Origin of the sequence: Streptomyces sp. NPDC005576 (genome assembly GCF_042871745.1) — a bacterium.
Classification (GTDB): Bacteria; Actinomycetota; Actinomycetes; order Streptomycetales; family Streptomycetaceae; genus Streptomyces.
This window is the reverse complement of record NZ_JBIAJC010000008.1, coordinates 130,144-146,228: the sequence shown is the minus strand read 5'-3', so window position 1 is coordinate 146,228 and position 16,085 is coordinate 130,144. Positions and strand designations below refer to the sequence as shown.

Genomic DNA, 16,085 nt, shown 5'->3' with positions numbered 1-16,085 from the left:
TGCCGGTAGTCTTCCCGTTCGCTACTCCCCCGCACGCGTCAGGCCCACCCTGTGGTTCAGGGCGGGCCTGGGGCGGAGGGGGCGCGTCTCAGTGGCTGTGTCGCCGGTCGGTGCGGGCGAGGGCCCATGCGACTGCGAAGCTGAGCGCGAGGAATGTGGCGCCCCCTGCGCTGAAGCGGATCCAGCTGAGGTTGTCCCCGTCGGGGAGGACGATGGTTGCCATCGCGGCGAGGCCCACGGTCAGCGGAATGACTTGGTAGCGAACGAAGTGCCGGATCTCGCTCACGGTATCTCCAGTGCATAGTTGGTTTCGGTCTGGCATCAGTCGTCGTCGTCGCGGTTGTCCCACCAGCGGTCCCATGCGGCGGCCTGCCGGATGGTTTCCTCCCATGGTGGGAGTGGTGCCGGGACGGGCCCGCCACCCGAAGGCGACGGGCCCACCTGCGCGGCGGCCGGGGCGGTCACTGGATCGGCTCCCCGGTTCGGGCCTTAGCTGTCTCGATGACCTCGATCTGCTCCTTGACCGGGAGTTCGTGGAGGAACTGGGCGTCGCCGTAGGCGGCGCGCTTGGAGGCGAGAGCCTCGGCTTCGTTGGTGGCGGTGAACGCGATCCAGGTGGCGGTGCACCACGGGGTGTCGTGCGCGAAGAAGCGGTGCATGACGCCGTGGGAGAAGCACCAGGCGTAAAGCCACTCGCGGTTGTCCGGTTCAGGCAGGAACAGCATGGTCATACCTCCGACAGCAGCGGGCTGACTTCGGGGTGGGTGTAGCGGATCGGCAGCCCGAGGGACGTGGCGTACTGGATCTCCGCGCGGGTGGAGTCGCCGATGTAGTCGCCGACGACGAGGACTTCGTCCGCCAGGCGGATCTTCGCCCGGTGGAGGGCGTCGAGGCGGGCCTTGAGCGGCTCAGCCTGCTCCTCGGTGGCCCACAGTGCGTGGGGTGCCTTCATATTGGCGCCCGGCGCGAGGACGACGTGGCCGGCGGCGGTCTCCCGCAGGTTCGCTTCCTGCATGTCGTCCATGAACCGGGTGGATCCGCAGATGACGACGATGTGCGGGATGTGGAGGCCCTGCTTCGCGGCGGCGAGCTTCTCCTCGGGGGTGAGGAGCTGGGGGTAGGACATGCTGGTTCTCCTGTCAGGCGGGGTGGACGGTGGTCACCACAGGGCGACTTCGGGTGCCGTGCTGTACGGGGCGGGGATGGGCCGGGGGTCGATGGTGGTGAGCCAGGTGACACCGACCGCGCCCTCGGTGTCGGCGGCGACCGGGGTGTGCGTCCACCCGCCGTCCGGGGTCCGGGTGAACACTGCGTGCCCGCTGTCGAGGTAGGGGTACGCGTCGGTCAGCGGCCGGCTGGTGTCGTCGAGGAGGTTCACGAACCCGCACTCGACCCGGTAGTACGTGTCGAGCGCTTCCAGGGCGGTCCGCTTGTCGTCGGTGAGGGCGATCGCACCCCCGTCTCCGAGGGAGGAGACGAGGACGCCCCGGTACTCGCCCTCCATGTCGGCCAGCGTCGGGGCGAACGCGGTCACGGCCGAGCCTCCTTCGGCGCGATGTAGGTGCGGCCACGGTTGTAGTGCGGGACCGGGTCGGTGGTGGGGAGCAGCACCCGCGCGTGCGGATCGAGCTCGTCGCCGTCGCGGAAGTACACGGGCGCGTCCTTGTCGGTCCGCCACGCTCCGAACTCGATGCCGGCCCGCTGGAGTTCCGCTTCGGTCATCTCGCGGACGATGTGCTCGGTCGCGGCCGTCACCTCGTACACCTCGGCCTGCGGGATGTGAGAGAACGCGTCATGGAGTTCGTTGAGGCAGGCGACCATGCGCTCCTGCCACTCGGTGGGCATGGACTGAAGCAGCGTCCGGGGCAGGACGACGTAGTTGGTGTACGACAGGCTGAACCACTGGTGGATCGGGCCGTCGGTCACGTCAGCGGGGCGGGCAGTGTCGGTCATGGTCAGGTCTCCTTCGGGTTGGCGAGAGTGAGCAGGGTGTCGGCGTGGCAGGGCAGGGACTCCGCGCACCAGCACATGAGGTCCCGGCCAGCGAGGTCACGGGTGATTCGGTCGAGGAGGGTGGGGTGGTGGTGCACCCACACCTCGTACAGCTCGACGGCCAGGGCGTGGGCGTCTCGTTGGTCGTTCGCGGGGACGTGGTCGTTGAGGCCGAGGGGCTTGTGCTGGTTGGCGTGTCCGGCCCAGTTGACGGCCCACCCGGTGCCGGTCGGGGTGCGGACGACGGCCCACGGGTTCCCGAACGGGGTGCCACGGCCGACGTAGGTGGTGCCGTTGGGGGCCCGCCAGCCGCTGGTTCTCTTCCGCTGGATGCGAGTGGGCACGGTCACGCCTCCTGCGGGGTGGTGCGCGCGTGCTCGGGTTCAGCCGACAGCTCGGCGGCGAGAGCGCGAACCGAAGCGGCTGTGGCGGCGGGGCTATGAATACCGCGCGGAAAGATCAACTTGAACGCCTGGCGTCTGACGGCCTCCTGGTCCGCACTCCAAGCGGCAGCCGCACTCGCACCCTGCTCCCGGTAGATGCGGTCCCACTCCTCACGCCACTCCTCGAACGGCCCGATGCATGCGCGCCAGATCAGGTGGTCAACCATCGAGACGGGCTGGCCAACGGGTGCGCCGTACAACTCGATGCATCGGGTGTCGTCCTGCTCCAGAAGGTCAGCGGTGGTGGTGAGGACGGCGGCGAGACGGGCGTTGTCCACGTCAGTTCTCCTTCGGGGATCGGTTGGCGCGGCGGGTCTGCATGCGGGCGAGGATCTGCACGGTGATGGGCTGCACCCACTGGTGCACGTCGTGCCCGACCACCCAGCGACGGCCGTGGTCACCGCGGTCGGTACCGCACCACCGGCAGCCGTAGGGGTTCGGCACGGGGCGAATCACGGTCACGGGGTGGCCCTCTCGTTCAGTGGTCCGAAGTGCTTTTCGACGTCGCGGCGCAGCATCGGGTGCATGTCTCCGGTGCAGGGCATCAGCACGGTGTCGCCGTCATAGGGTTCGTAGGTCACAGCCCAGATGTCGCCGTCGCGGTCGGTGAGCTCCGGCCAGCCGGTGGGGCGACCGGTGTTGGTGGCCTCGCGCAGGTCGATCACGATGTCGTCGGGGATGCGGGTGGCTCCGAGCCGGTAGGCCCGGTTCATGGGGTGCTCGCTCACGGGGGTCAGCTTGGGCTCCGGCAAACCCTGCGGGTCGGCCAGCGTGGTGCGGGTGTTGCACGGCCACGCCTCGTCGTCGGCGAAGCAGTGGTCCGTGCCGTCGTGCTTCCGGTGCAGGGCCAGCACGGCCGCCCGCTGCGCCTCCAGCTCGGCAACCCGGGCGCGGAGCCGGTCAACCTCGGCGGCCAGCGTCAGCGCGATCTCGTGCAGCGCCTTCTCCGTGCCGTCGTTGTACGTGGCGGTCGACCAGGTCGACGTGTGCTCCCCGTACTGGCGGAGACGGGTCAGAGCGGCGTCCGGGGTCATCGGGGTGGTGGTCATGGTGCTCCTCACAGGGGTGGGGTGGTGGTCCCGGGCGGGTGCCGGGACCACCGGGCGGGGTTCAGGCGGCGTCGGCGAACAGCCGCTCGGAGGCGATGCCGTGGGCCTCCGCGAGCAGCAGACGGGCGGCTGGCCAACCCAAGTCGGCGATGAACTGCCGGGTCAGCTGGTTGTAGTCGGCGCCCGGGGCGAGCAGCAGGTCGGCAACCTGGGTGGCGGTCGGGGCGGAGGCGGTGGCGGTACGCGGCATGGAGGACTCCTGGCTGGTGGGTGCGGAGGGTGAGGTCACTGCCCGGCGACGCGGCGGGCGTTGCCCATGTCGGCGTCGGTCTGCGGGGTGCCGCCACCGTTGACGAGGAGGTAGAACGCGGCCTCGTCCGCCTCGGTCGCACAGTCCTTCGCCTCGGCGACAAGGAGGGAGCAGTAGCGCTCCATGAAGCGCTGCCCCTTCAGGGTGAGCCCGTTCTGCCGGACATAGGGGCCGTCATCGGTGGGCTCGATGGTTTCCACGTGATCGGCTGGCAACCAGGAGGCGGGGATGGCGAACTCGCTGCCGAACCACAGCACAGCGGTGGTGAGGCGCTGCTTGCCGTCAACGACAGCCCAGATGCCCTGACCGGTCTCGTAGGGGTCCTTGCCGGGGTTGGCAGCCGCCCACTTCGCGTTGCAGCGGTCGGCAAGGATGACGACGCCGGCGGGAAGTCCACGCAGCCATGTCTGGACGAGGGCAATGCGCTGCTCCTCGGTCCATACGCTGCCGCGCTGGTAGGGCGGGTTGGCCTCGATCTCACCCTCGACAACGCGCCGGGCCAGCCAGGCGGCGGACTGGTACGACGGGTTGAGGCTGATGTGATCGAACGGGGCTGCGGTCTGGCGGGTCATCGGGGTCCTTCCGGACTCGGGGTGGTTGGTCGTCTGCTGCGTCGTGGAGTTGGTCTACGCAGCCTCCGTGAACGCGGCCTGGTAGAAGGCGGGCTGGGCAAGGAACGCAGTCCGCTTGTAGGTGGCGAGCCCGATGTACAGCGAGAGGTCGAACGGGCTGTAGGCGGCAACGTGGTTCCAGCGGCCGGTCCTGCGGTGGCGGGCCCAGACCTTGACCGGCGGCTGCCCGTTCGCGGCGATGTACGCGGCCTTGACGTGCTTGCCGTACCAGGACTGGTATCCGTCCCGCAGGTCACCGGCGCCGAGTCGCTCCAGCAGGTCCCCGGTCCGGATGAGCCGGCCCTGCTCGACGGCGGCGGCAACCAGTCCGGAGAGGGTGCGGTAGGCGAGGGCCCGGTTGGTGGCACGGGCGGCCTTGTGGGTGCGGGCGATGTGACGGGCGGCGTTCATGCGGATCCCCCTCGGGTGGTGCTGTGCGGGTGGCTTGGCGGGTCAGGCGGCGAGTGCGGTGATGGCGCGCATCAGCGGCAGGTCGTGGCCGCCGTAGGGCTCGTACCAGTCGGTGGTGAGCTGCACGGTGGCGATGCCGGGCAGAACGACGGTGAGGGTGATCTCCGTGTCGACGGTGGTCTCGCCGTCGTAGGCGCGGTGCACGGTCCGGGAGGTAACGACCCCGCCGACCCGCTCGTACACGGCGTTGAGCTCGTGCTGGGACCAGAAGCTCAGGCGGGTGGCCGTGTCACCGTCAGCAAGTTGGGTGCTGCGGAAGCCGAGCGCGTGGAGGACCTTGGCGGCGAGCGTGGCGGTGGCGGCCTTCACAACGGCTTCGGCGGCGTCCACTACGGCGAGGTGATCCTGGCCGGTCTCGTCAGCGACGGGGCCGCCGACCACGTAGGCGACGACGTACAGGTCCATGGCGTTCATGCGGATCCCCCTCGGTGCGGTGATGCTGTGCGGGTGGCGGTGGGGCCCGGCCCCGTGAGGCCGGGCGGGCGGATCAGTTGGCCAGTGCGGCCAGGCACCGGTGACAGTCGACGGGCTCGTCCGTGGGGACGATGTAGTGGAAGCGCGCGACGGCCGAGGCGCTGGCGCAGCACTTCGGGGCCCTGCTCTTGATCTGCTTGTAGTAGGCGCCGGGGGCGTGGACCTTGCCCGTGTGCGTCTGGAGGTTCGGCTCAGCCGGCGCCTCGATGGCAGTCACGTTCTCCTGGCGGGCGGTGCGCTCGATGCCGTCGTCGCAGGCGACGGTGATGAGGGTGTCTCGGCCGGAGCGGTAAGTGTCGGTGACGGTGCCGGCGAAGTCGATGCGGCCAAGGTCGCGATTCGTGATGTGTCCGGTGACTCGCAGACCCTGCTTCATTGCCGTCTCCCCTGCTGGTTCCCCTTGGTGATGACTCCATCATGCATTCCTACGCGTAGGACTGTCAAGAGTCCTACGCGTAGGAATGTTGATCAGCGGCACACAGTCCCACAGAGTGGACTATCGGTAGTACTCGTGCGCGTGCCACAATGGCGACCATGACCAGCGACTGGACCCCCACCGAAGATGAAGCCCGGACCTTCGCCCGCTACAAGAAGGCCAAAGAGACAGAGAAGGAACTCAAACCCGTCGTGCGGGCCCTCGGCCTCGACGGCCTACGCAAGGGCGCCACGCCGGCACAGCTGGGTGAGCTCACAGGGGAATCAGCCGAGGTCTTCCGCCGTATCCGCGACGCGAACAACATCCCCGTCGACCCCCGCTACCAGAGCCGCGCCGAACTGGCCCGCGCCCGCAAGGAAGCTCTGAAGTCCACCAGTCCCGGGAGTTCCTCATGAACGTCGCCGAGGTCGACGCCCTGGCTGCCGCCGCGCACGCCGGCCAGGTCGACAAGATCGGCGTCCCGTACATCGAGCACGTCCGTGCCGTCGCTGCTGGGCTCGCCCCGTTCGGTGACGAGCTGGTGATGGCCGGTCTGCTGCACGACGTCATCGAGGACACCGACTGGACCGCCGAGCGGCTGCGCGGGGCTGGCGTCCCGGACCGGGTGGTATGCGTCGTGGAAGCGGTCACCAATCAGAAGGGTGTGCCGTATGAGATGAAGGTGCGCCGGATCGCCCTGAACCGCGACGCGACCTTGGTGAAGATCGCTGACAACGCGCACAACTCGCGGCCGGATCGAGCGGCCCAACTGCCGGAAGACAAGCGGGCTCGACTGGCCGCCAAGTACCGAAGTGCGCGCGACGTGCTGTGGGCGGCGGCTGGCGCCCTCGACGTTGCGACCATCATCAACATCGTCAACCCGTCGCTGCTCGACGAACTCCGGCAGCGACAGAACACCGGGAGCCCTTCATGACCGCCGACCTGGCCGCGTTCCTCCGCGCCCGCTTCACCGAGGAGCTGGAGAAAGCCCGCTACGCCAGCAGCGTCGTCACCAAGGACCCTGCCCGTTTCGGTGTCGACGCCGAGGATGCTGCCGCGCACGCCCGGTTCACAACCGCCACCGCCGAGGTACATCTCGCGCTGCTGGAGGACACCGTGGTACCGAATCTGGGGGCCGAGGGCGCGGCCGGCCGGACCGCCGAGTACCAACTCCGGCTCCTCGCCGCCCCGTACATGGAGCACCGCGAGTACCCGCACGACACCGACCAGCCTGGGAGTTCCGAATGACCGACGACCTGGTGCAGTTCCTCCGCGACCGGCTTGACGAGGACGAGGCAGTGGCGCGCGGCGTCACCGTCCCCCTCGACTGGCATCAGGGCCCAGGCGACGATGACCCGGAGTGGACCAGTGACGAGATGGTCTGCATGTGGCCACCGGAGTTCCACACCCCCTACGAGCAGGACAAACACTGGCGGGGGCTGACGGCCGACCCGGCAGGGCTTGCCGCCCACATCGCCCGCCACGACCCGGCCCGCATCCTGCGGGAGGTCGAGGCGAAGCGGCAGATGATCGAAACTTTCGAGAGCCGGTACAAGGCCGCCAAAGCCAGCAATACCTCCACGACCCTGGGGCTTGAGTGGGTAGTACGCGCCGACGTGCTACGTCTGCTGGCCCTGCCCTATGCCGACCACCCCGACTACCAGCAGGAGTGGCGGCCGTGACGCCCGACGAGGAGGTCCGGTTCTTCGCCCAGATCATCGGCGACGCACGGCGCACCATCATCTGCGAACCGCACCTGGTGGACGAGATCCGAGAGGTCGTTGACCGCGCCAAGATGGCGGGCATCCTGACCGTGAAGACCAGCCTCGCCTGCCCGCCCGGACAGCTGGTGGTCATCGACGAGCAGGCCATGGAAGCCGAGATGAACCAGGCGGCGTCGCAAACCATTCGCCTTCGGGGTCACCCCGGCTGCCCATAGTTCCCGTGTTCTCCCCGCACCACCCCGGCCCCCACGTCACACTGGTGACGTGGGGGTTCGCTACGCCGTCCTCGGCGAGACACGACACGAGTGCGAGACAGCACTCGCCGAGTTGTGCGCGAGCATCGGCGCCCGGGTCGTACAGGCGCCGGCACAACTCGGCGGGCCGCGGTGGATCGCACGAGCCGTACCCAACACGAAAGCCCCGGCCGAGGATGGCCGGGGCTCAGGCGTGCGGTAGCAGTCAGGCAAATGCGACCCGGTCCTCTGGATGCGGGTAGTACACCGTCGTCGCGGACCCCGGGTACTCCTGGAACAGTGCGTTCTCCAGTGCCGACCTCGCGGCGTCGAGCGCGGTCCGGGCGGCTATGACCTTCCGCATTGGGAGAGCCGCGGGGCCGGTTTGCGCGTAGGCCCCGGACAGCTGGACCTGGATGCGGCTCAGTTCGTCTCGCATCACGGCAAGCTGGCGGCCGAGGTCTGCGTGCTCGTCGGCGGTGAGCTTCGTTTTCTTCGTCATCGGGTCATCATCCCCTGTTGTCGTTGCTGTTGTTGGCGATGACGCCGCGGGTGGTGCTGGTGACGGTGCGGGCGTCCTGGTAGACGGTGCCCTCGTAGTGGATGTGCGTGGTCTGCGGCGCGGCCTCCCCGGCTCGGCGGACGAGCCGGCTGACGGCGAGCACCAGGACCGCCGGGGCGCCGAAGATGATCGCGCACACGGCGGGGTCGGCGTACCCGGACGCCAGCATCACCAGAGAGGCGCTCCCGCCGACCATGACCGTGGCCGCTCCCCCGGCGAGCATCAGGGCGGACATGTCGGTGGCGCGCTGGGACATGGGCGGCCGGCCGGGCTGCGGGACGGGCGGGGTCGGGCCGACCGCGGGGAGCGGGGTGGTGTCGCGGTGGCAGAACGCCTGGCCGACGATCGCCTCGTCGACAGCTGCCATGAGTTGGTCGGCGGACTGGCGGACAGAGTCGGACTGCCCGGGGCGGGTGGGCTGCTGCTCGGGCAGCTGCATGACGGGGTCTCCTTAACTGGCGCGGACTTTGAAGCGGCGAGTGATGGGCGCGGGGGCGGGGACACTGTGGCCGGACTCCGGGTTCCACTGGCCGGGGGTCGACCCGATGCGGGAGTCGGGCGAGTTCGGGCGGGTGTTGCCGACGCCGCGGTTCGTGTCGGCCATCAGGGCTCCCGCCGGGAACGTCGGGTGCGGCGCCACCCGAAAGGGCCGGGCAGGTCCATCGAGGTGGTACGTCGGCCGGTGGAGCTGATCGTGTGATGGGGTCCTGAACCGGCGCCCAACGTGATTGACCAGGAGCGGCGGTTGATGTTGAGCCGGACCCCGGGGAAGATCCGGAAGCTCTTGCGGAACGTGATCGGCATGGCAGGCCTCCTAAGCTGGGATATCACTTACTGTCACAACCTGCGCTCGGGTAGCTTTTGTGCGGTTTTGACCTAAGGCGGGAGGCCGGGCGGACCCCAGGCGGATGACAGTCGTTGCAGGTCAGGAACTGGCCCAGGCCAGGCGAAACCTCGGCCAAGCCAGGCGGCGGTGTCCGACTCAAGGGCGTGGCGCCTGACTTCAACGCCGCACCGCCTGGGCTCTGACCTGGGAGTCTTCCCGCTTCGCCTGGGTTCCGCCTGGCTCAGATGTCCAGGTTGTACCGATCACGCACCGTGACCAATACGCGGAAGCGGGGATAGCAGACCACTCGGTTGCCCTGCCAAACTCGCTTCGCCTTCTCTTCGTCCGTGCGAACCACCAGCCGTCCAAGACTGTCCGCCGACACGCCCTGGCCGGCTGCCGCCAGGGCATCGAGAAGGATTGTTCCGGGCAGCCACTCGGCGGGGCGGCCCTCGTTGTCCGGGTGGGCGGCGAACGTATCGAGCATGATGGCCAGGACGTTCGCCTGGTCGTCGCCGACGGCGCGCAGTTGGTCGGCCAGCGACACCGCTCCGGCGGGCAGGGTGCCCGCTTTCGCCCGCAGCGCGTGCGCCCGCTCCAGTAGGAGCGCCACCTCGTCGTCGTCGTAGTAGTGGCCGCGGGTCAGCTCAGGCTCGGCGCCTTCACCGTCCATGTAGATACCGACGCCGCGCTGCGACTTGAGGATGTCCTGCGCGTTGTGGCCGGCCGCCGCGTAGCCCTGGCCGAGGATCGTGTCCGACGCCTGCGGGGTGAGGCAGCGCATCGCCCACCGGATCGACAGGATGTCGCGGATCCCGGTCGGAACCGAGTCGGAGTCCGGCTTCTGCGTGGCGGCGAGGCTGATGATGCCGAGCGCCCGACCCTGCTGCACGATCAGCCGCAGCAGCCGCTCCAGCTCCTCACGGACCTTGCGGTCGGCGGCTGCCCCGTAGGACGACCACTCGTCGACGAGGAGGACCGCCAGGTTGACCCGCGGGTCAACGGCTGCCATGGCGGCCGTCAGCTTCCGCGCCCCGTGCTCTTTCGCGAGGGCGCGGCGCCGCGGGATCTCCGCCGTCCAGATGTGGGTGAGGATTTCGAGCAGCCGTTCCGGTTCGCCATCGGTGTCGTACATGGCGGCGATCTGCTCGAACGGGGTGATGTCCGCGCCCGCCTTCCCGTCGCACAGGTACAGGCCCACGGTCGGGTCGAGCGCTGCGGCAAGGAGCAGGTCATTGGCCGCGGCGGACTTGCCCGCGCCGGGCTCGCCACCGAAGAGCCCGGACCGCTCGACCCAGGACGTCGAAACCTCCTGGCCGCGCAGGTTGATGCCCATGGGGATGGGCTGCCACAGGTCGACGCGGTCGACGCTCAGGAGCGGACCGGGTGCGGGCTTGCCGGTGAACGGCAGGCTCAGGGACACGCGAAGCCGGATGCGCCCTTCCCTGTCGCCGCGGCCCTGGTGGAGCTGCTGCACGGCCACACCGAGCGCGCCGGCAACCGCTTCCTTCGCGGTCAGTGCCTTCTTCGTCGGCATGCCCGACGGAAGGTCGAACATGACCTCCCACGCCTGGCCGTCCGCGGTCAGCGTGCACGGGGTGAGGAGCTTCAGGATGTCGTCGGTACCGATGACCCTGGCGTCCTGGTACACCCCGTTCAGCATGGTGTCGGTCAGCTTGCGGGTGTCTCCGAAGTTGGCGTCGCGGTCGACGTACAGGTCCCCGCCACTGGTGCGACGGCCGAGAAGGGCGAGCACGGTGAGCGCAGACCCGGTGGCGATGAGGCCGCCCGGCCCGCCGAGGAAGTGCAGCCCGGCTCCTTCCGCCGTGGCGAGCGGGGCGATGGCGGCGGTACCGCGCAGCGCCCGCCGCATCCTGGCGCCCTTCCGTGTGGCCTTGTGCTTGGACATGGCGACCGTCGATGCGGCGAACGACTTCTCCATCTCCGCCCGCCGCTTGTCCTTCTCGTTGCCGGGGATGAGCCGCCGGTCGTGCGCCCACTTCGCCGCCCTGTAGTCGCGCTGGGCTTGCTGCACTTCGTGGCGGGCGGCGGTGACCTGGGCGCCCTCGGTGCCGTGCACCCACAGGGCGACGATGCGGGCGCCGCGGAACATCTGGGCGGCGTGGCCGTGCTCGGCGGACTGCCGGCGCACCCACCGGCGGAAGGCGCGGACGCGGTTGATGCGGCCGACCGTGACCCTGGCCTTCCACCCTTCGGGGGTGCGGGTCCAGGCGGGGATGAGCGGGGTGTCACCCAGAAGGTCCGGGGCCGCGTTAGGGGTGGGCGGGGTGGTCGTCAGCTGGGCCGGGATTGTGACCGCAGTGGTCTTGGCCGGGGTGTTGGAGTACCCGTTCACGAGGCGCTCCCACTCCGGGTCGGGGGCGCTGCTGGCGGTGGTCTCGATGCTCACGGGGTTTCCTCTCCCTGCGTTTCGGCGCGGACGGTGTCGCGGAGTCGGACCGCGTAGTCGGTGCGGCAGCCGACGGCTTCACGAACGTTGCGGGCGGAGAGGCGCTCCGTTCCCCCGAGTGCGGCGGCAAGCTTCCTCACCTTTTCCACATCGGCGTCATCGAGGGGCCTCTCAGCCTCCGTGGCGGACGTTCCGCGAACCGGGCGCTTCCCTTTACCCCCAAGGGCTGTACGCCCCTTGGGGGCCCCTCCACGGGGGCCGCCCTTGGGCTTACCGCCGGACGTTCCGGAAGGCCCCCCATCACCACGGTCCGGACCGAAGATGTCCGCGAGGAGCAGTTCGACGGCGAGCTTCTCCTCGGCGTGCTCCCCCGACGCGAGGACCGCAGCAACGTCCGCCTCAGCGTCGAGCCGATCGGCGATCACTTCGGCGGTGATGCCGCGCGGTGCACCATTCACGTCCAGCCACGCCCGGTCGAACGCCTCCTCCTTCGACAGCTCACCGAAGGGTGCGGCGAGCAACAGCACCTGCTGCCGCGCGGTGACGTCCTTGAACGTCTTCGCCCGGTCCTTCAGGTGCCTGGCGCGCGCCTTGTCCTCCGCCTGCTGCTTCGGAGAGGCCGTCGACGCGGACAAGGTCAGCACCCACTGGCGAACCTCGAAGAACAACGGCCCGCCGAGCGTCACCGCGGCAAGCCCTATGCCGGCGGCCTGAGCCTGGCTGGCCGTCAGTCCCTCGCTCGTGAGAGACATTCCGTACTGGTAGTTGATGTTCGCGGCAAACCCCGCGGCCGACATTGACAGGACCCGCAACGTCCACCGCACCCAGCCAGGAAGCTTCCGCTCGTCGGCGTAAGCAACACCGGCAGCCATCACCCAGGCGGCCCCCTCAACAGCCGGGCCGATCGGAAACAGCATCCAGCTGATCTGCACGAAGTGCAGGATCTGCGCGGGCAGCGACGCCGCAGCGGACAGGGCGACGAGGAGGAGAGTGCCCCGCCGGTACACGTTGCCGGGGGTGAGGGTCTTCTCGCGTTTCACGGCACGGGCCTGCCGGCGCTGCATACGCTCCCGGCGGCGCTGCGCGCGGGCGGTCCGCTTCTCCTCGGCGTCCAGGCGGCGCGCCTCCCGGGTCCGCTTGTCCGCGGCTTCCTGTGCCCGGCGGCGCCGGTCGTCGCGGGCATCCTCGTCGAGGCGGCGCTGCTCGGCTTCGGCAGCCAGGTTGTGCCGGCGCTCTTCGCTCCAGCTGCTCATGGGTCGCTTCCTTCCTGCTGGTTAGTGGTCGGCGGGGGTGACGGTCTTGGTGGTGCGGCTCAGGTGCGGGAGGGCGACCATGCCGATGCCGACACCGATGAGGAGCGGCTGCGTCGACAGCCACAGGACAACCGCCGACACGAGAGCGCCGAGGGTCTGGGCGAGATCGGGGAACAGGATCAGCAACACGACGGCGGCGGCGATCCAGAGCAGGTTCTTCTTCACGGTTCGGCCCTTTCTGGGCTCGGTGGTGGGGGTGATCGGCGAGTGGTGCCCCGGGCCGGAGTCGATCCGGCAGCCTCACGCCGTGATCCGGGGCAGATTGATCAGTGGGCGGTCAGTTGCAGTCGGTGCACTTGGGGTCGTCGCACTTCTCGACGCGCCCCAGGCCCAGGGCGCCGCTCAGTCGAGGCGCTCGACCTTGACCTCGATGTCACGCAGGTCGGTCTCTGCGGCCTTCAGCCGCCGGCCTGGGTCAGAAGCCCCAGTCGTCGTTTTCCATGTCGTCCTCCGTCGCGCCGCGCATCCCGTTGTCGTCGCTCGCGAAGATCGGCGGGTAGTCGCTCTCCGGGTAGTCGCTCTCGTCGGTGTCACTCACGGGTGTCTCCTCGGGTTCGGGTTTGGTGTGGTCTGGGGCCCACCGCCGACACCACCGCAGGGGCCGGTGACGACGGGGCGGGCCGGATCAGAGACTGCGAGTGATGAAGCGGGCGACCTGCGGCGCGGGGAACCCGATCGCCCACCCGCCCGACAGTTGGACGTCCACCCAGTCGCCGTCCGCGTCGTAGTCCTCGACGTACACCGGCACGTTCTTGCCGGAGTCGGTGATCGTCCCGATCGGGGCCTCGGCACCCTTCTGGTACACCGAACCGTCGAGAAGGGTGATCTCGAAGAACACCTCCTCCGGCTTTCGGTCCTCAGTCGTGGTCGTGATGGTCTGCGCGGTCATAGCGGGTCCTCTCGCTGATCGAGTGACAGGTGGTCGGGTCAGAGCTGGTTGGGCTGGAGATCGAAGAACAGGACGGTGATGGGGGTGCCGTATTCCTGCTTGAACTGGTTGAGGACGTACTCGAAGGCCTTGTCGCGGGTTGAACCGGCCGGGACGGCGAGGACAGCGGAACGGGTGTTGAAGAGCCCGTTTGCGGTCTGGACGGTCATCACCCAGTGCCAGGCGGTGGTCGAAGGGGCGGCGGGGGTCTCGGTCTGCGTGGTCATGGCGGTCCTTCCGGGGGGTGGGGTGACGGGCCGGGTCAGCACATGTCGCGGTACTCGTCGATGAAGTTGCTGCCGTTGAGGAGGTGCTCGGCGGCCTTCCCGAGGAGGACGGTGCGCTCGGTATCGTCCGTGGCCTCGTCGCCACCCGCGAGGTAGGTGGCAGCGGAGGTCAGGTCGTCGCTGTAGAGGCCGGCGCGGTCGAGGTTCTCGGCGGCGTAGGTCAGCTGATAGATGAAGCCGGCGAGCTCCGTGGCGGGCTGCTCCTCGGCAACGAAAGCAATGTCGTCGGCGTGGCGGGCGATGAGCGAGGCGACGGTGATGGTCTTCGTGGCGGGCATAGCAGTCTCCTTGAGGTGATGGGTCAGAACGGGCACTTCGTGCTGTCCGGCGTCGGGGCCTTGATCAGGGGGTCCCAGACCAGTGCGTCATCGTCTGGAGCTGCTGCCTGACAGGCGGCACTGCAGAACAGGTGGTCGCCGGTCCTGAACCGGTAACCGCAGGGGGCCCCGCAAAGCGCGCACTCGTACATGGCGGTCCTTCCGGTAGGCGATGGGTGGGGGTCGAGTGCCTCCGCCCGCTTTCGAAGCCAGGCCCGCAATCGGCCGGCGGAGGCTGGTGGTGCAGTGCGTTCGGTGGGGGTGTAGTGGTGATCAGCGGCACCGGCGGCAACGCGGCCCGTGGGCCATCGCGCACAGTTCGGCCGGAGTGAACCCGCCGAGACTGTCGGTGTGTCGCACGTTGTTCTCCACAACACGCCCCCGGCCGCTACCGTCGGGAACGTCGATCTCCCACCCCGTGGTGACATACCGGCCGGGACCGACCTTCCGAATCTCGCCAACGGTCCTGACCCGGTCCCGTTTCTGCTGACGCGCCTCCCGCCGCTCCTGCGCCTTCGCGGACGCTTCCCGGTTCACGGCGTCGTAGCGGGCCCGACGATCCGCCTCTGCGGCACGCGCCTCGGCGGCCGCCCGGTTGCGCTCCTCCTCGGTCTGCGCGGAGGGCCTGCGGCTGAACAGGCCCATCAGGCGGCGGCCTGGTAGTTCATGCCGCGGATCTCGTCCACCAGCCGGGGCGCACCCGGAGCCGCCTGGTCGAGGTCGATCGCCGCGAGCATCACCGCCGTCATCTGGTCGTGGTTGTTGGTCGACCAAGCGGCCCGGAACTCGTTGAGGAGGTTCAGGCTCAGACGGTCCGAGTCGACGACCGCCGCGACCTGCTCGGCCTGAGCGACCGTGATCATGGACCGGCGGCGGGCGGCGAACTCGGTGGACTTGGCGGCGTCACCATCCGACAGAACCGACAGGACAGACGCAGACATCAGGTACGGAGACATGGGGGTGCCCTTCAGTGGCGGGGTGGGGTTGAACTGGGGGTGGAAGCCGCGCCCCGCCAGGAAGGGGGGTAGACGCTGGTGGGGCGCGGCGGCTAGGGGGTTACTTGCGGCGGGCTTCCTGCCGGGCCATCCGCGCCCGAACATCAGCACCAGCCTCGTAATCGCGACGGCACGCGTTCACATCCGCCGCCTCGTCGATGATCGGGTGCTTCGGCGCCTCAGAGGCCGACACGATCAAACCCGCCGCTGAGCAATGAGTCGGCGACGAACAGCCGGGTCAGCGGGGAGGTGCAGCGACTCGCGGGAGGGGGTGACCACCGTGCGGACGTGAGAGGCGGCGACGTGCGCGGCAGCGTCCGCCGGCGAGAGGGGGGAGGAAGGGGCGATCGGGGTGAGGGTACGATCCATGGCGGATCTACTCCTTCTTGTGATGGTTGCGGGTAGCTCCACCCCGGTCCACAAGGCGTTCGCAGCGCCGGGCCGGGGTTTTTGCGTTTCTAGGCGGCGATCTGATTCGCCGCGTCGGCGGCGGCGACTGCGCCTTCCGGGACTCGGATCGACCCCCCGCCGCCCGGTTGGGCGGCTCCGGGCTCGATGGGCTGCCCGTACCGAAGAGCCGGCAGTCGGCCTTCGTTGATCCACCGATAGACGGTGGCGGGGTGAACCTTCAGGCGGTCGGCGACCTCCTTCACACGCAGCATCTAGTGCTCCAATCGCAGGCTTCGCGTCTGAGAGCAACCGTAGCGCTTACCTATCAAGGTAGC

The 16,085-nt window shown here is 69.2% G+C and carries 33 protein-coding genes; 5 read left to right on the top strand and 28 right to left on the bottom strand.

Annotated elements, in window-relative coordinates; all coding sequences use genetic code 11:
- Positions 1–88 precede the first annotated feature (88 nt).
- The 14 genes from ACFYPN_RS16170 to ACFYPN_RS16105 form a co-directional block, all read right to left on the bottom strand.
- The gene (locus ACFYPN_RS16170; protein ID WP_389298722.1) at positions 89–286 is read right to left on the bottom strand and encodes a hypothetical protein; all 198 of its coding nucleotides are present in this window, start codon (positions 284–286) and stop codon (positions 89–91) included.
- A 175-nt stretch (positions 287–461) separates the two neighbouring features.
- Positions 462–725, bottom strand: coding sequence for a hypothetical protein (locus tag ACFYPN_RS16165; protein WP_389298720.1), 264 nt, complete (start codon positions 723–725; stop codon positions 462–464).
- Positions 726–727: 2 nt separating this feature from the next.
- Positions 728–1,126 carry a hypothetical protein gene (locus tag ACFYPN_RS16160; RefSeq protein WP_389298718.1) on the bottom strand — a complete coding sequence of 133 codons (399 nt, stop codon included), beginning with the start codon at positions 1,124–1,126 and terminating at the stop codon, positions 728–730.
- Between the two features lie 33 nt (positions 1,127–1,159).
- The gene (locus ACFYPN_RS16155) at positions 1,160–1,534 is read right to left on the bottom strand and encodes a hypothetical protein (RefSeq protein WP_358761509.1); all 375 of its coding nucleotides are present in this window, start codon (positions 1,532–1,534) and stop codon (positions 1,160–1,162) included.
- Positions 1,531–1,953 (bottom strand): hypothetical protein, encoded by a 423-nt coding sequence (locus ACFYPN_RS16150; RefSeq protein WP_358761508.1) that lies wholly within the window; start codon positions 1,951–1,953, stop codon positions 1,531–1,533. Before ACFYPN_RS16150 ends, ACFYPN_RS16155 begins: the two co-directional genes overlap by 4 nt.
- Positions 1,954–1,955: 2 nt before the next feature.
- The gene (locus ACFYPN_RS16145) at positions 1,956–2,336 is read right to left on the bottom strand and encodes a DUF4326 domain-containing protein (protein WP_358761507.1); all 381 of its coding nucleotides are present in this window, start codon (positions 2,334–2,336) and stop codon (positions 1,956–1,958) included.
- A 2-nt stretch (positions 2,337–2,338) separates the two neighbouring features.
- A complete protein-coding gene (locus ACFYPN_RS16140; protein WP_358761506.1) occupies positions 2,339–2,713 on the bottom strand; it encodes a hypothetical protein in 375 nt (124 codons plus the stop codon).
- Position 2,714: 1 nt separating this feature from the next.
- Positions 2,715–2,897 (bottom strand): hypothetical protein, encoded by a 183-nt coding sequence (locus tag ACFYPN_RS16135; RefSeq protein WP_358761505.1) that lies wholly within the window; start codon positions 2,895–2,897, stop codon positions 2,715–2,717.
- Positions 2,894–3,484 carry a hypothetical protein gene (locus ACFYPN_RS16130; RefSeq protein WP_358761504.1) on the bottom strand — a complete coding sequence of 197 codons (591 nt, stop codon included), beginning with the start codon at positions 3,482–3,484 and terminating at the stop codon, positions 2,894–2,896. The genes ACFYPN_RS16135 and ACFYPN_RS16130 overlap by 4 nt, the downstream gene beginning before the upstream one ends.
- Before the next feature lie 61 nt (positions 3,485–3,545).
- On the bottom strand, positions 3,546–3,734 hold the full coding sequence (locus ACFYPN_RS16125; protein WP_358761503.1) for a hypothetical protein: 189 nt from the start codon (positions 3,732–3,734) through the stop codon (positions 3,546–3,548).
- Positions 3,735–3,769: 35 nt separating this feature from the next.
- Complete coding sequence (locus tag ACFYPN_RS16120) at positions 3,770–4,366, bottom strand: DUF262 domain-containing protein (protein WP_358761502.1); 597 nt, start codon at positions 4,364–4,366, stop codon at positions 3,770–3,772.
- 54 nt (positions 4,367–4,420) lie between these two features.
- Positions 4,421–4,816: a hypothetical protein gene (locus tag ACFYPN_RS16115; RefSeq protein WP_389298715.1), complete on the bottom strand. Its 396-nt coding sequence runs from the start codon at positions 4,814–4,816 to the stop codon at positions 4,421–4,423.
- A 42-nt stretch (positions 4,817–4,858) separates the two neighbouring features.
- The gene (locus ACFYPN_RS16110) at positions 4,859–5,290 is read right to left on the bottom strand and encodes a hypothetical protein (RefSeq protein ID WP_389298713.1); all 432 of its coding nucleotides are present in this window, start codon (positions 5,288–5,290) and stop codon (positions 4,859–4,861) included.
- A gap of 73 nt (positions 5,291–5,363) precedes the next feature.
- On the bottom strand, positions 5,364–5,726 hold the full coding sequence (locus ACFYPN_RS16105; RefSeq protein WP_389298712.1) for a hypothetical protein: 363 nt from the start codon (positions 5,724–5,726) through the stop codon (positions 5,364–5,366).
- A 158-nt stretch (positions 5,727–5,884) separates the two neighbouring features.
- Here ACFYPN_RS16105 and ACFYPN_RS16100 point away from each other — a divergent pair, with 158 nt between their 5' ends.
- Genes ACFYPN_RS16100 through ACFYPN_RS16080 form a run of 5 tightly spaced genes read left to right on the top strand, consistent with a single transcriptional unit; the run spans position 5,885 to position 7,704 of the window.
- On the top strand, positions 5,885–6,181 hold the full coding sequence (locus ACFYPN_RS16100) for a hypothetical protein (protein ID WP_389298710.1): 297 nt from the start codon (positions 5,885–5,887) through the stop codon (positions 6,179–6,181).
- Positions 6,178–6,699: an HD domain-containing protein gene (locus ACFYPN_RS16095; protein ID WP_389298708.1), complete on the top strand. Its 522-nt coding sequence runs from the start codon at positions 6,178–6,180 to the stop codon at positions 6,697–6,699. The genes ACFYPN_RS16100 and ACFYPN_RS16095 overlap by 4 nt, the downstream gene beginning before the upstream one ends.
- Positions 6,696–7,013 (top strand): hypothetical protein, encoded by a 318-nt coding sequence (locus ACFYPN_RS16090; protein ID WP_389298706.1) that lies wholly within the window; start codon positions 6,696–6,698, stop codon positions 7,011–7,013. The genes ACFYPN_RS16095 and ACFYPN_RS16090 overlap by 4 nt, the downstream gene beginning before the upstream one ends.
- A complete protein-coding gene (locus tag ACFYPN_RS16085; protein WP_389298704.1) occupies positions 7,010–7,447 on the top strand; it encodes a DUF6221 family protein in 438 nt (145 codons plus the stop codon). The genes ACFYPN_RS16090 and ACFYPN_RS16085 overlap by 4 nt, the downstream gene beginning before the upstream one ends.
- Entirely contained in the window at positions 7,444–7,704 is a 261-nt protein-coding gene (locus ACFYPN_RS16080) for a hypothetical protein (RefSeq protein ID WP_389298702.1), read from the top strand. Before ACFYPN_RS16085 ends, ACFYPN_RS16080 begins: the two co-directional genes overlap by 4 nt.
- Positions 7,705–7,948: 244 nt before the next feature.
- Here ACFYPN_RS16080 and ACFYPN_RS16075 read toward each other — a convergent pair whose 3' ends face one another.
- From ACFYPN_RS16075 to ACFYPN_RS16010, 14 genes are all read right to left on the bottom strand, one after another.
- The gene (locus ACFYPN_RS16075) at positions 7,949–8,224 is read right to left on the bottom strand and encodes a hypothetical protein (protein ID WP_389298700.1); all 276 of its coding nucleotides are present in this window, start codon (positions 8,222–8,224) and stop codon (positions 7,949–7,951) included.
- A 7-nt stretch (positions 8,225–8,231) separates the two neighbouring features.
- Complete coding sequence (locus ACFYPN_RS16070) at positions 8,232–8,723, bottom strand: hypothetical protein (RefSeq protein ID WP_389298698.1); 492 nt, start codon at positions 8,721–8,723, stop codon at positions 8,232–8,234.
- A gap of 12 nt (positions 8,724–8,735) precedes the next feature.
- The gene (locus tag ACFYPN_RS16065; RefSeq protein ID WP_389298696.1) at positions 8,736–8,888 is read right to left on the bottom strand and encodes a hypothetical protein; all 153 of its coding nucleotides are present in this window, start codon (positions 8,886–8,888) and stop codon (positions 8,736–8,738) included.
- Positions 8,888–9,088, bottom strand: coding sequence for a DUF4236 domain-containing protein (locus ACFYPN_RS16060; RefSeq protein WP_389298695.1), 201 nt, complete (start codon positions 9,086–9,088; stop codon positions 8,888–8,890). Before ACFYPN_RS16060 ends, ACFYPN_RS16065 begins: the two co-directional genes overlap by 1 nt.
- Before the next feature lie 263 nt (positions 9,089–9,351).
- Positions 9,352–11,520: a hypothetical protein gene (locus ACFYPN_RS16055; RefSeq protein WP_389298693.1), complete on the bottom strand. Its 2,169-nt coding sequence runs from the start codon at positions 11,518–11,520 to the stop codon at positions 9,352–9,354.
- Positions 11,517–12,773, bottom strand: a complete 1,257-nt coding sequence (locus tag ACFYPN_RS16050) for a hypothetical protein (protein WP_389298691.1) — start codon at positions 12,771–12,773, stop codon at positions 11,517–11,519. The genes ACFYPN_RS16055 and ACFYPN_RS16050 overlap by 4 nt, the downstream gene beginning before the upstream one ends.
- 21 nt (positions 12,774–12,794) lie before the next feature.
- Positions 12,795–12,998, bottom strand: a complete 204-nt coding sequence (locus ACFYPN_RS16045; protein WP_389298689.1) for a hypothetical protein — start codon at positions 12,996–12,998, stop codon at positions 12,795–12,797.
- A gap of 250 nt (positions 12,999–13,248) precedes the next feature.
- Positions 13,249–13,371 (bottom strand): hypothetical protein, encoded by a 123-nt coding sequence (locus tag ACFYPN_RS16040; protein WP_389298687.1) that lies wholly within the window; start codon positions 13,369–13,371, stop codon positions 13,249–13,251.
- An 87-nt stretch (positions 13,372–13,458) separates the two neighbouring features.
- A complete protein-coding gene (locus ACFYPN_RS16035) occupies positions 13,459–13,722 on the bottom strand; it encodes a hypothetical protein (protein WP_389298685.1) in 264 nt (87 codons plus the stop codon).
- 38 nt (positions 13,723–13,760) lie between these two features.
- Complete coding sequence (locus tag ACFYPN_RS16030) at positions 13,761–13,988, bottom strand: hypothetical protein (protein WP_389298683.1); 228 nt, start codon at positions 13,986–13,988, stop codon at positions 13,761–13,763.
- Between the two features lie 35 nt (positions 13,989–14,023).
- Positions 14,024–14,326 (bottom strand): hypothetical protein, encoded by a 303-nt coding sequence (locus ACFYPN_RS16025; RefSeq protein ID WP_389298682.1) that lies wholly within the window; start codon positions 14,324–14,326, stop codon positions 14,024–14,026.
- A gap of 312 nt (positions 14,327–14,638) precedes the next feature.
- On the bottom strand, positions 14,639–15,010 hold the full coding sequence (locus tag ACFYPN_RS16020) for a hypothetical protein (RefSeq protein ID WP_389298680.1): 372 nt from the start codon (positions 15,008–15,010) through the stop codon (positions 14,639–14,641).
- On the bottom strand, positions 15,010–15,306 hold the full coding sequence (locus ACFYPN_RS16015) for a hypothetical protein (protein WP_389298678.1): 297 nt from the start codon (positions 15,304–15,306) through the stop codon (positions 15,010–15,012). The genes ACFYPN_RS16020 and ACFYPN_RS16015 overlap by 1 nt, the downstream gene beginning before the upstream one ends.
- Positions 15,307–15,818: 512 nt before the next feature.
- Positions 15,819–16,022 carry a helix-turn-helix domain-containing protein gene (locus ACFYPN_RS16010; RefSeq protein WP_389298676.1) on the bottom strand — a complete coding sequence of 68 codons (204 nt, stop codon included), beginning with the start codon at positions 16,020–16,022 and terminating at the stop codon, positions 15,819–15,821.
- Positions 16,023–16,085 lie beyond the last annotated feature (63 nt).

Excerpts from the sequence above, each read along its gene's own strand:
- ACFYPN_RS16165 (WP_389298720.1), bottom strand. The coding sequence starts at position 725 with ATGCTGTTCCTGCCTGAACCGGACAACCGCGAGTGGCTTTACGCCTGG.
- ACFYPN_RS16160 (WP_389298718.1), bottom strand. The coding sequence starts at position 1,126 with ATGTCCTACCCCCAGCTCCTCACCCCCGAGGAGAAGCTCGCCGCCGCG.
- ACFYPN_RS16150 (WP_358761508.1), bottom strand. The coding sequence starts at position 1,953 with ATGACCGACACTGCCCGCCCCGCTGACGTGACCGACGGCCCGATCCAC.
- ACFYPN_RS16130 (WP_358761504.1), bottom strand. The coding sequence starts at position 3,484 with ATGACCACCACCCCGATGACCCCGGACGCCGCTCTGACCCGTCTCCGC.
- ACFYPN_RS16125 (WP_358761503.1), bottom strand. The coding sequence starts at position 3,734 with ATGCCGCGTACCGCCACCGCCTCCGCCCCGACCGCCACCCAGGTTGCC.
- ACFYPN_RS16120 (WP_358761502.1), bottom strand. The coding sequence starts at position 4,366 with ATGACCCGCCAGACCGCAGCCCCGTTCGATCACATCAGCCTCAACCCG.
- ACFYPN_RS16115 (WP_389298715.1), bottom strand. The coding sequence starts at position 4,816 with ATGAACGCCGCCCGTCACATCGCCCGCACCCACAAGGCCGCCCGTGCC.
- ACFYPN_RS16110 (WP_389298713.1), bottom strand. The coding sequence starts at position 5,290 with ATGAACGCCATGGACCTGTACGTCGTCGCCTACGTGGTCGGCGGCCCC.
- ACFYPN_RS16105 (WP_389298712.1), bottom strand. The coding sequence starts at position 5,726 with ATGAAGCAGGGTCTGCGAGTCACCGGACACATCACGAATCGCGACCTT.
- ACFYPN_RS16100 (WP_389298710.1), top strand. The coding sequence starts at position 5,885 with ATGACCAGCGACTGGACCCCCACCGAAGATGAAGCCCGGACCTTCGCC.
- ACFYPN_RS16095 (WP_389298708.1), top strand. The coding sequence starts at position 6,178 with ATGAACGTCGCCGAGGTCGACGCCCTGGCTGCCGCCGCGCACGCCGGC.
- ACFYPN_RS16090 (WP_389298706.1), top strand. The coding sequence starts at position 6,696 with ATGACCGCCGACCTGGCCGCGTTCCTCCGCGCCCGCTTCACCGAGGAG.
- ACFYPN_RS16085 (WP_389298704.1), top strand. The coding sequence starts at position 7,010 with ATGACCGACGACCTGGTGCAGTTCCTCCGCGACCGGCTTGACGAGGAC.
- ACFYPN_RS16075 (WP_389298700.1), bottom strand. The coding sequence starts at position 8,224 with ATGACGAAGAAAACGAAGCTCACCGCCGACGAGCACGCAGACCTCGGC.
- ACFYPN_RS16070 (WP_389298698.1), bottom strand. The coding sequence starts at position 8,723 with ATGCAGCTGCCCGAGCAGCAGCCCACCCGCCCCGGGCAGTCCGACTCT.
- ACFYPN_RS16065 (WP_389298696.1), bottom strand. The coding sequence starts at position 8,888 with ATGGCCGACACGAACCGCGGCGTCGGCAACACCCGCCCGAACTCGCCC.
- ACFYPN_RS16060 (WP_389298695.1), bottom strand. The coding sequence starts at position 9,088 with ATGCCGATCACGTTCCGCAAGAGCTTCCGGATCTTCCCCGGGGTCCGG.
- ACFYPN_RS16050 (WP_389298691.1), bottom strand. The coding sequence starts at position 12,773 with ATGAGCAGCTGGAGCGAAGAGCGCCGGCACAACCTGGCTGCCGAAGCC.
- ACFYPN_RS16035 (WP_389298685.1), bottom strand. The coding sequence starts at position 13,722 with ATGACCGCGCAGACCATCACGACCACGACTGAGGACCGAAAGCCGGAG.
- ACFYPN_RS16030 (WP_389298683.1), bottom strand. The coding sequence starts at position 13,988 with ATGACCACGCAGACCGAGACCCCCGCCGCCCCTTCGACCACCGCCTGG.
- ACFYPN_RS16025 (WP_389298682.1), bottom strand. The coding sequence starts at position 14,326 with ATGCCCGCCACGAAGACCATCACCGTCGCCTCGCTCATCGCCCGCCAC.
- ACFYPN_RS16020 (WP_389298680.1), bottom strand. The coding sequence starts at position 15,010 with ATGGGCCTGTTCAGCCGCAGGCCCTCCGCGCAGACCGAGGAGGAGCGC.
- ACFYPN_RS16015 (WP_389298678.1), bottom strand. The coding sequence starts at position 15,306 with ATGTCTGCGTCTGTCCTGTCGGTTCTGTCGGATGGTGACGCCGCCAAG.
- ACFYPN_RS16010 (WP_389298676.1), bottom strand. The coding sequence starts at position 16,022 with ATGCTGCGTGTGAAGGAGGTCGCCGACCGCCTGAAGGTTCACCCCGCC.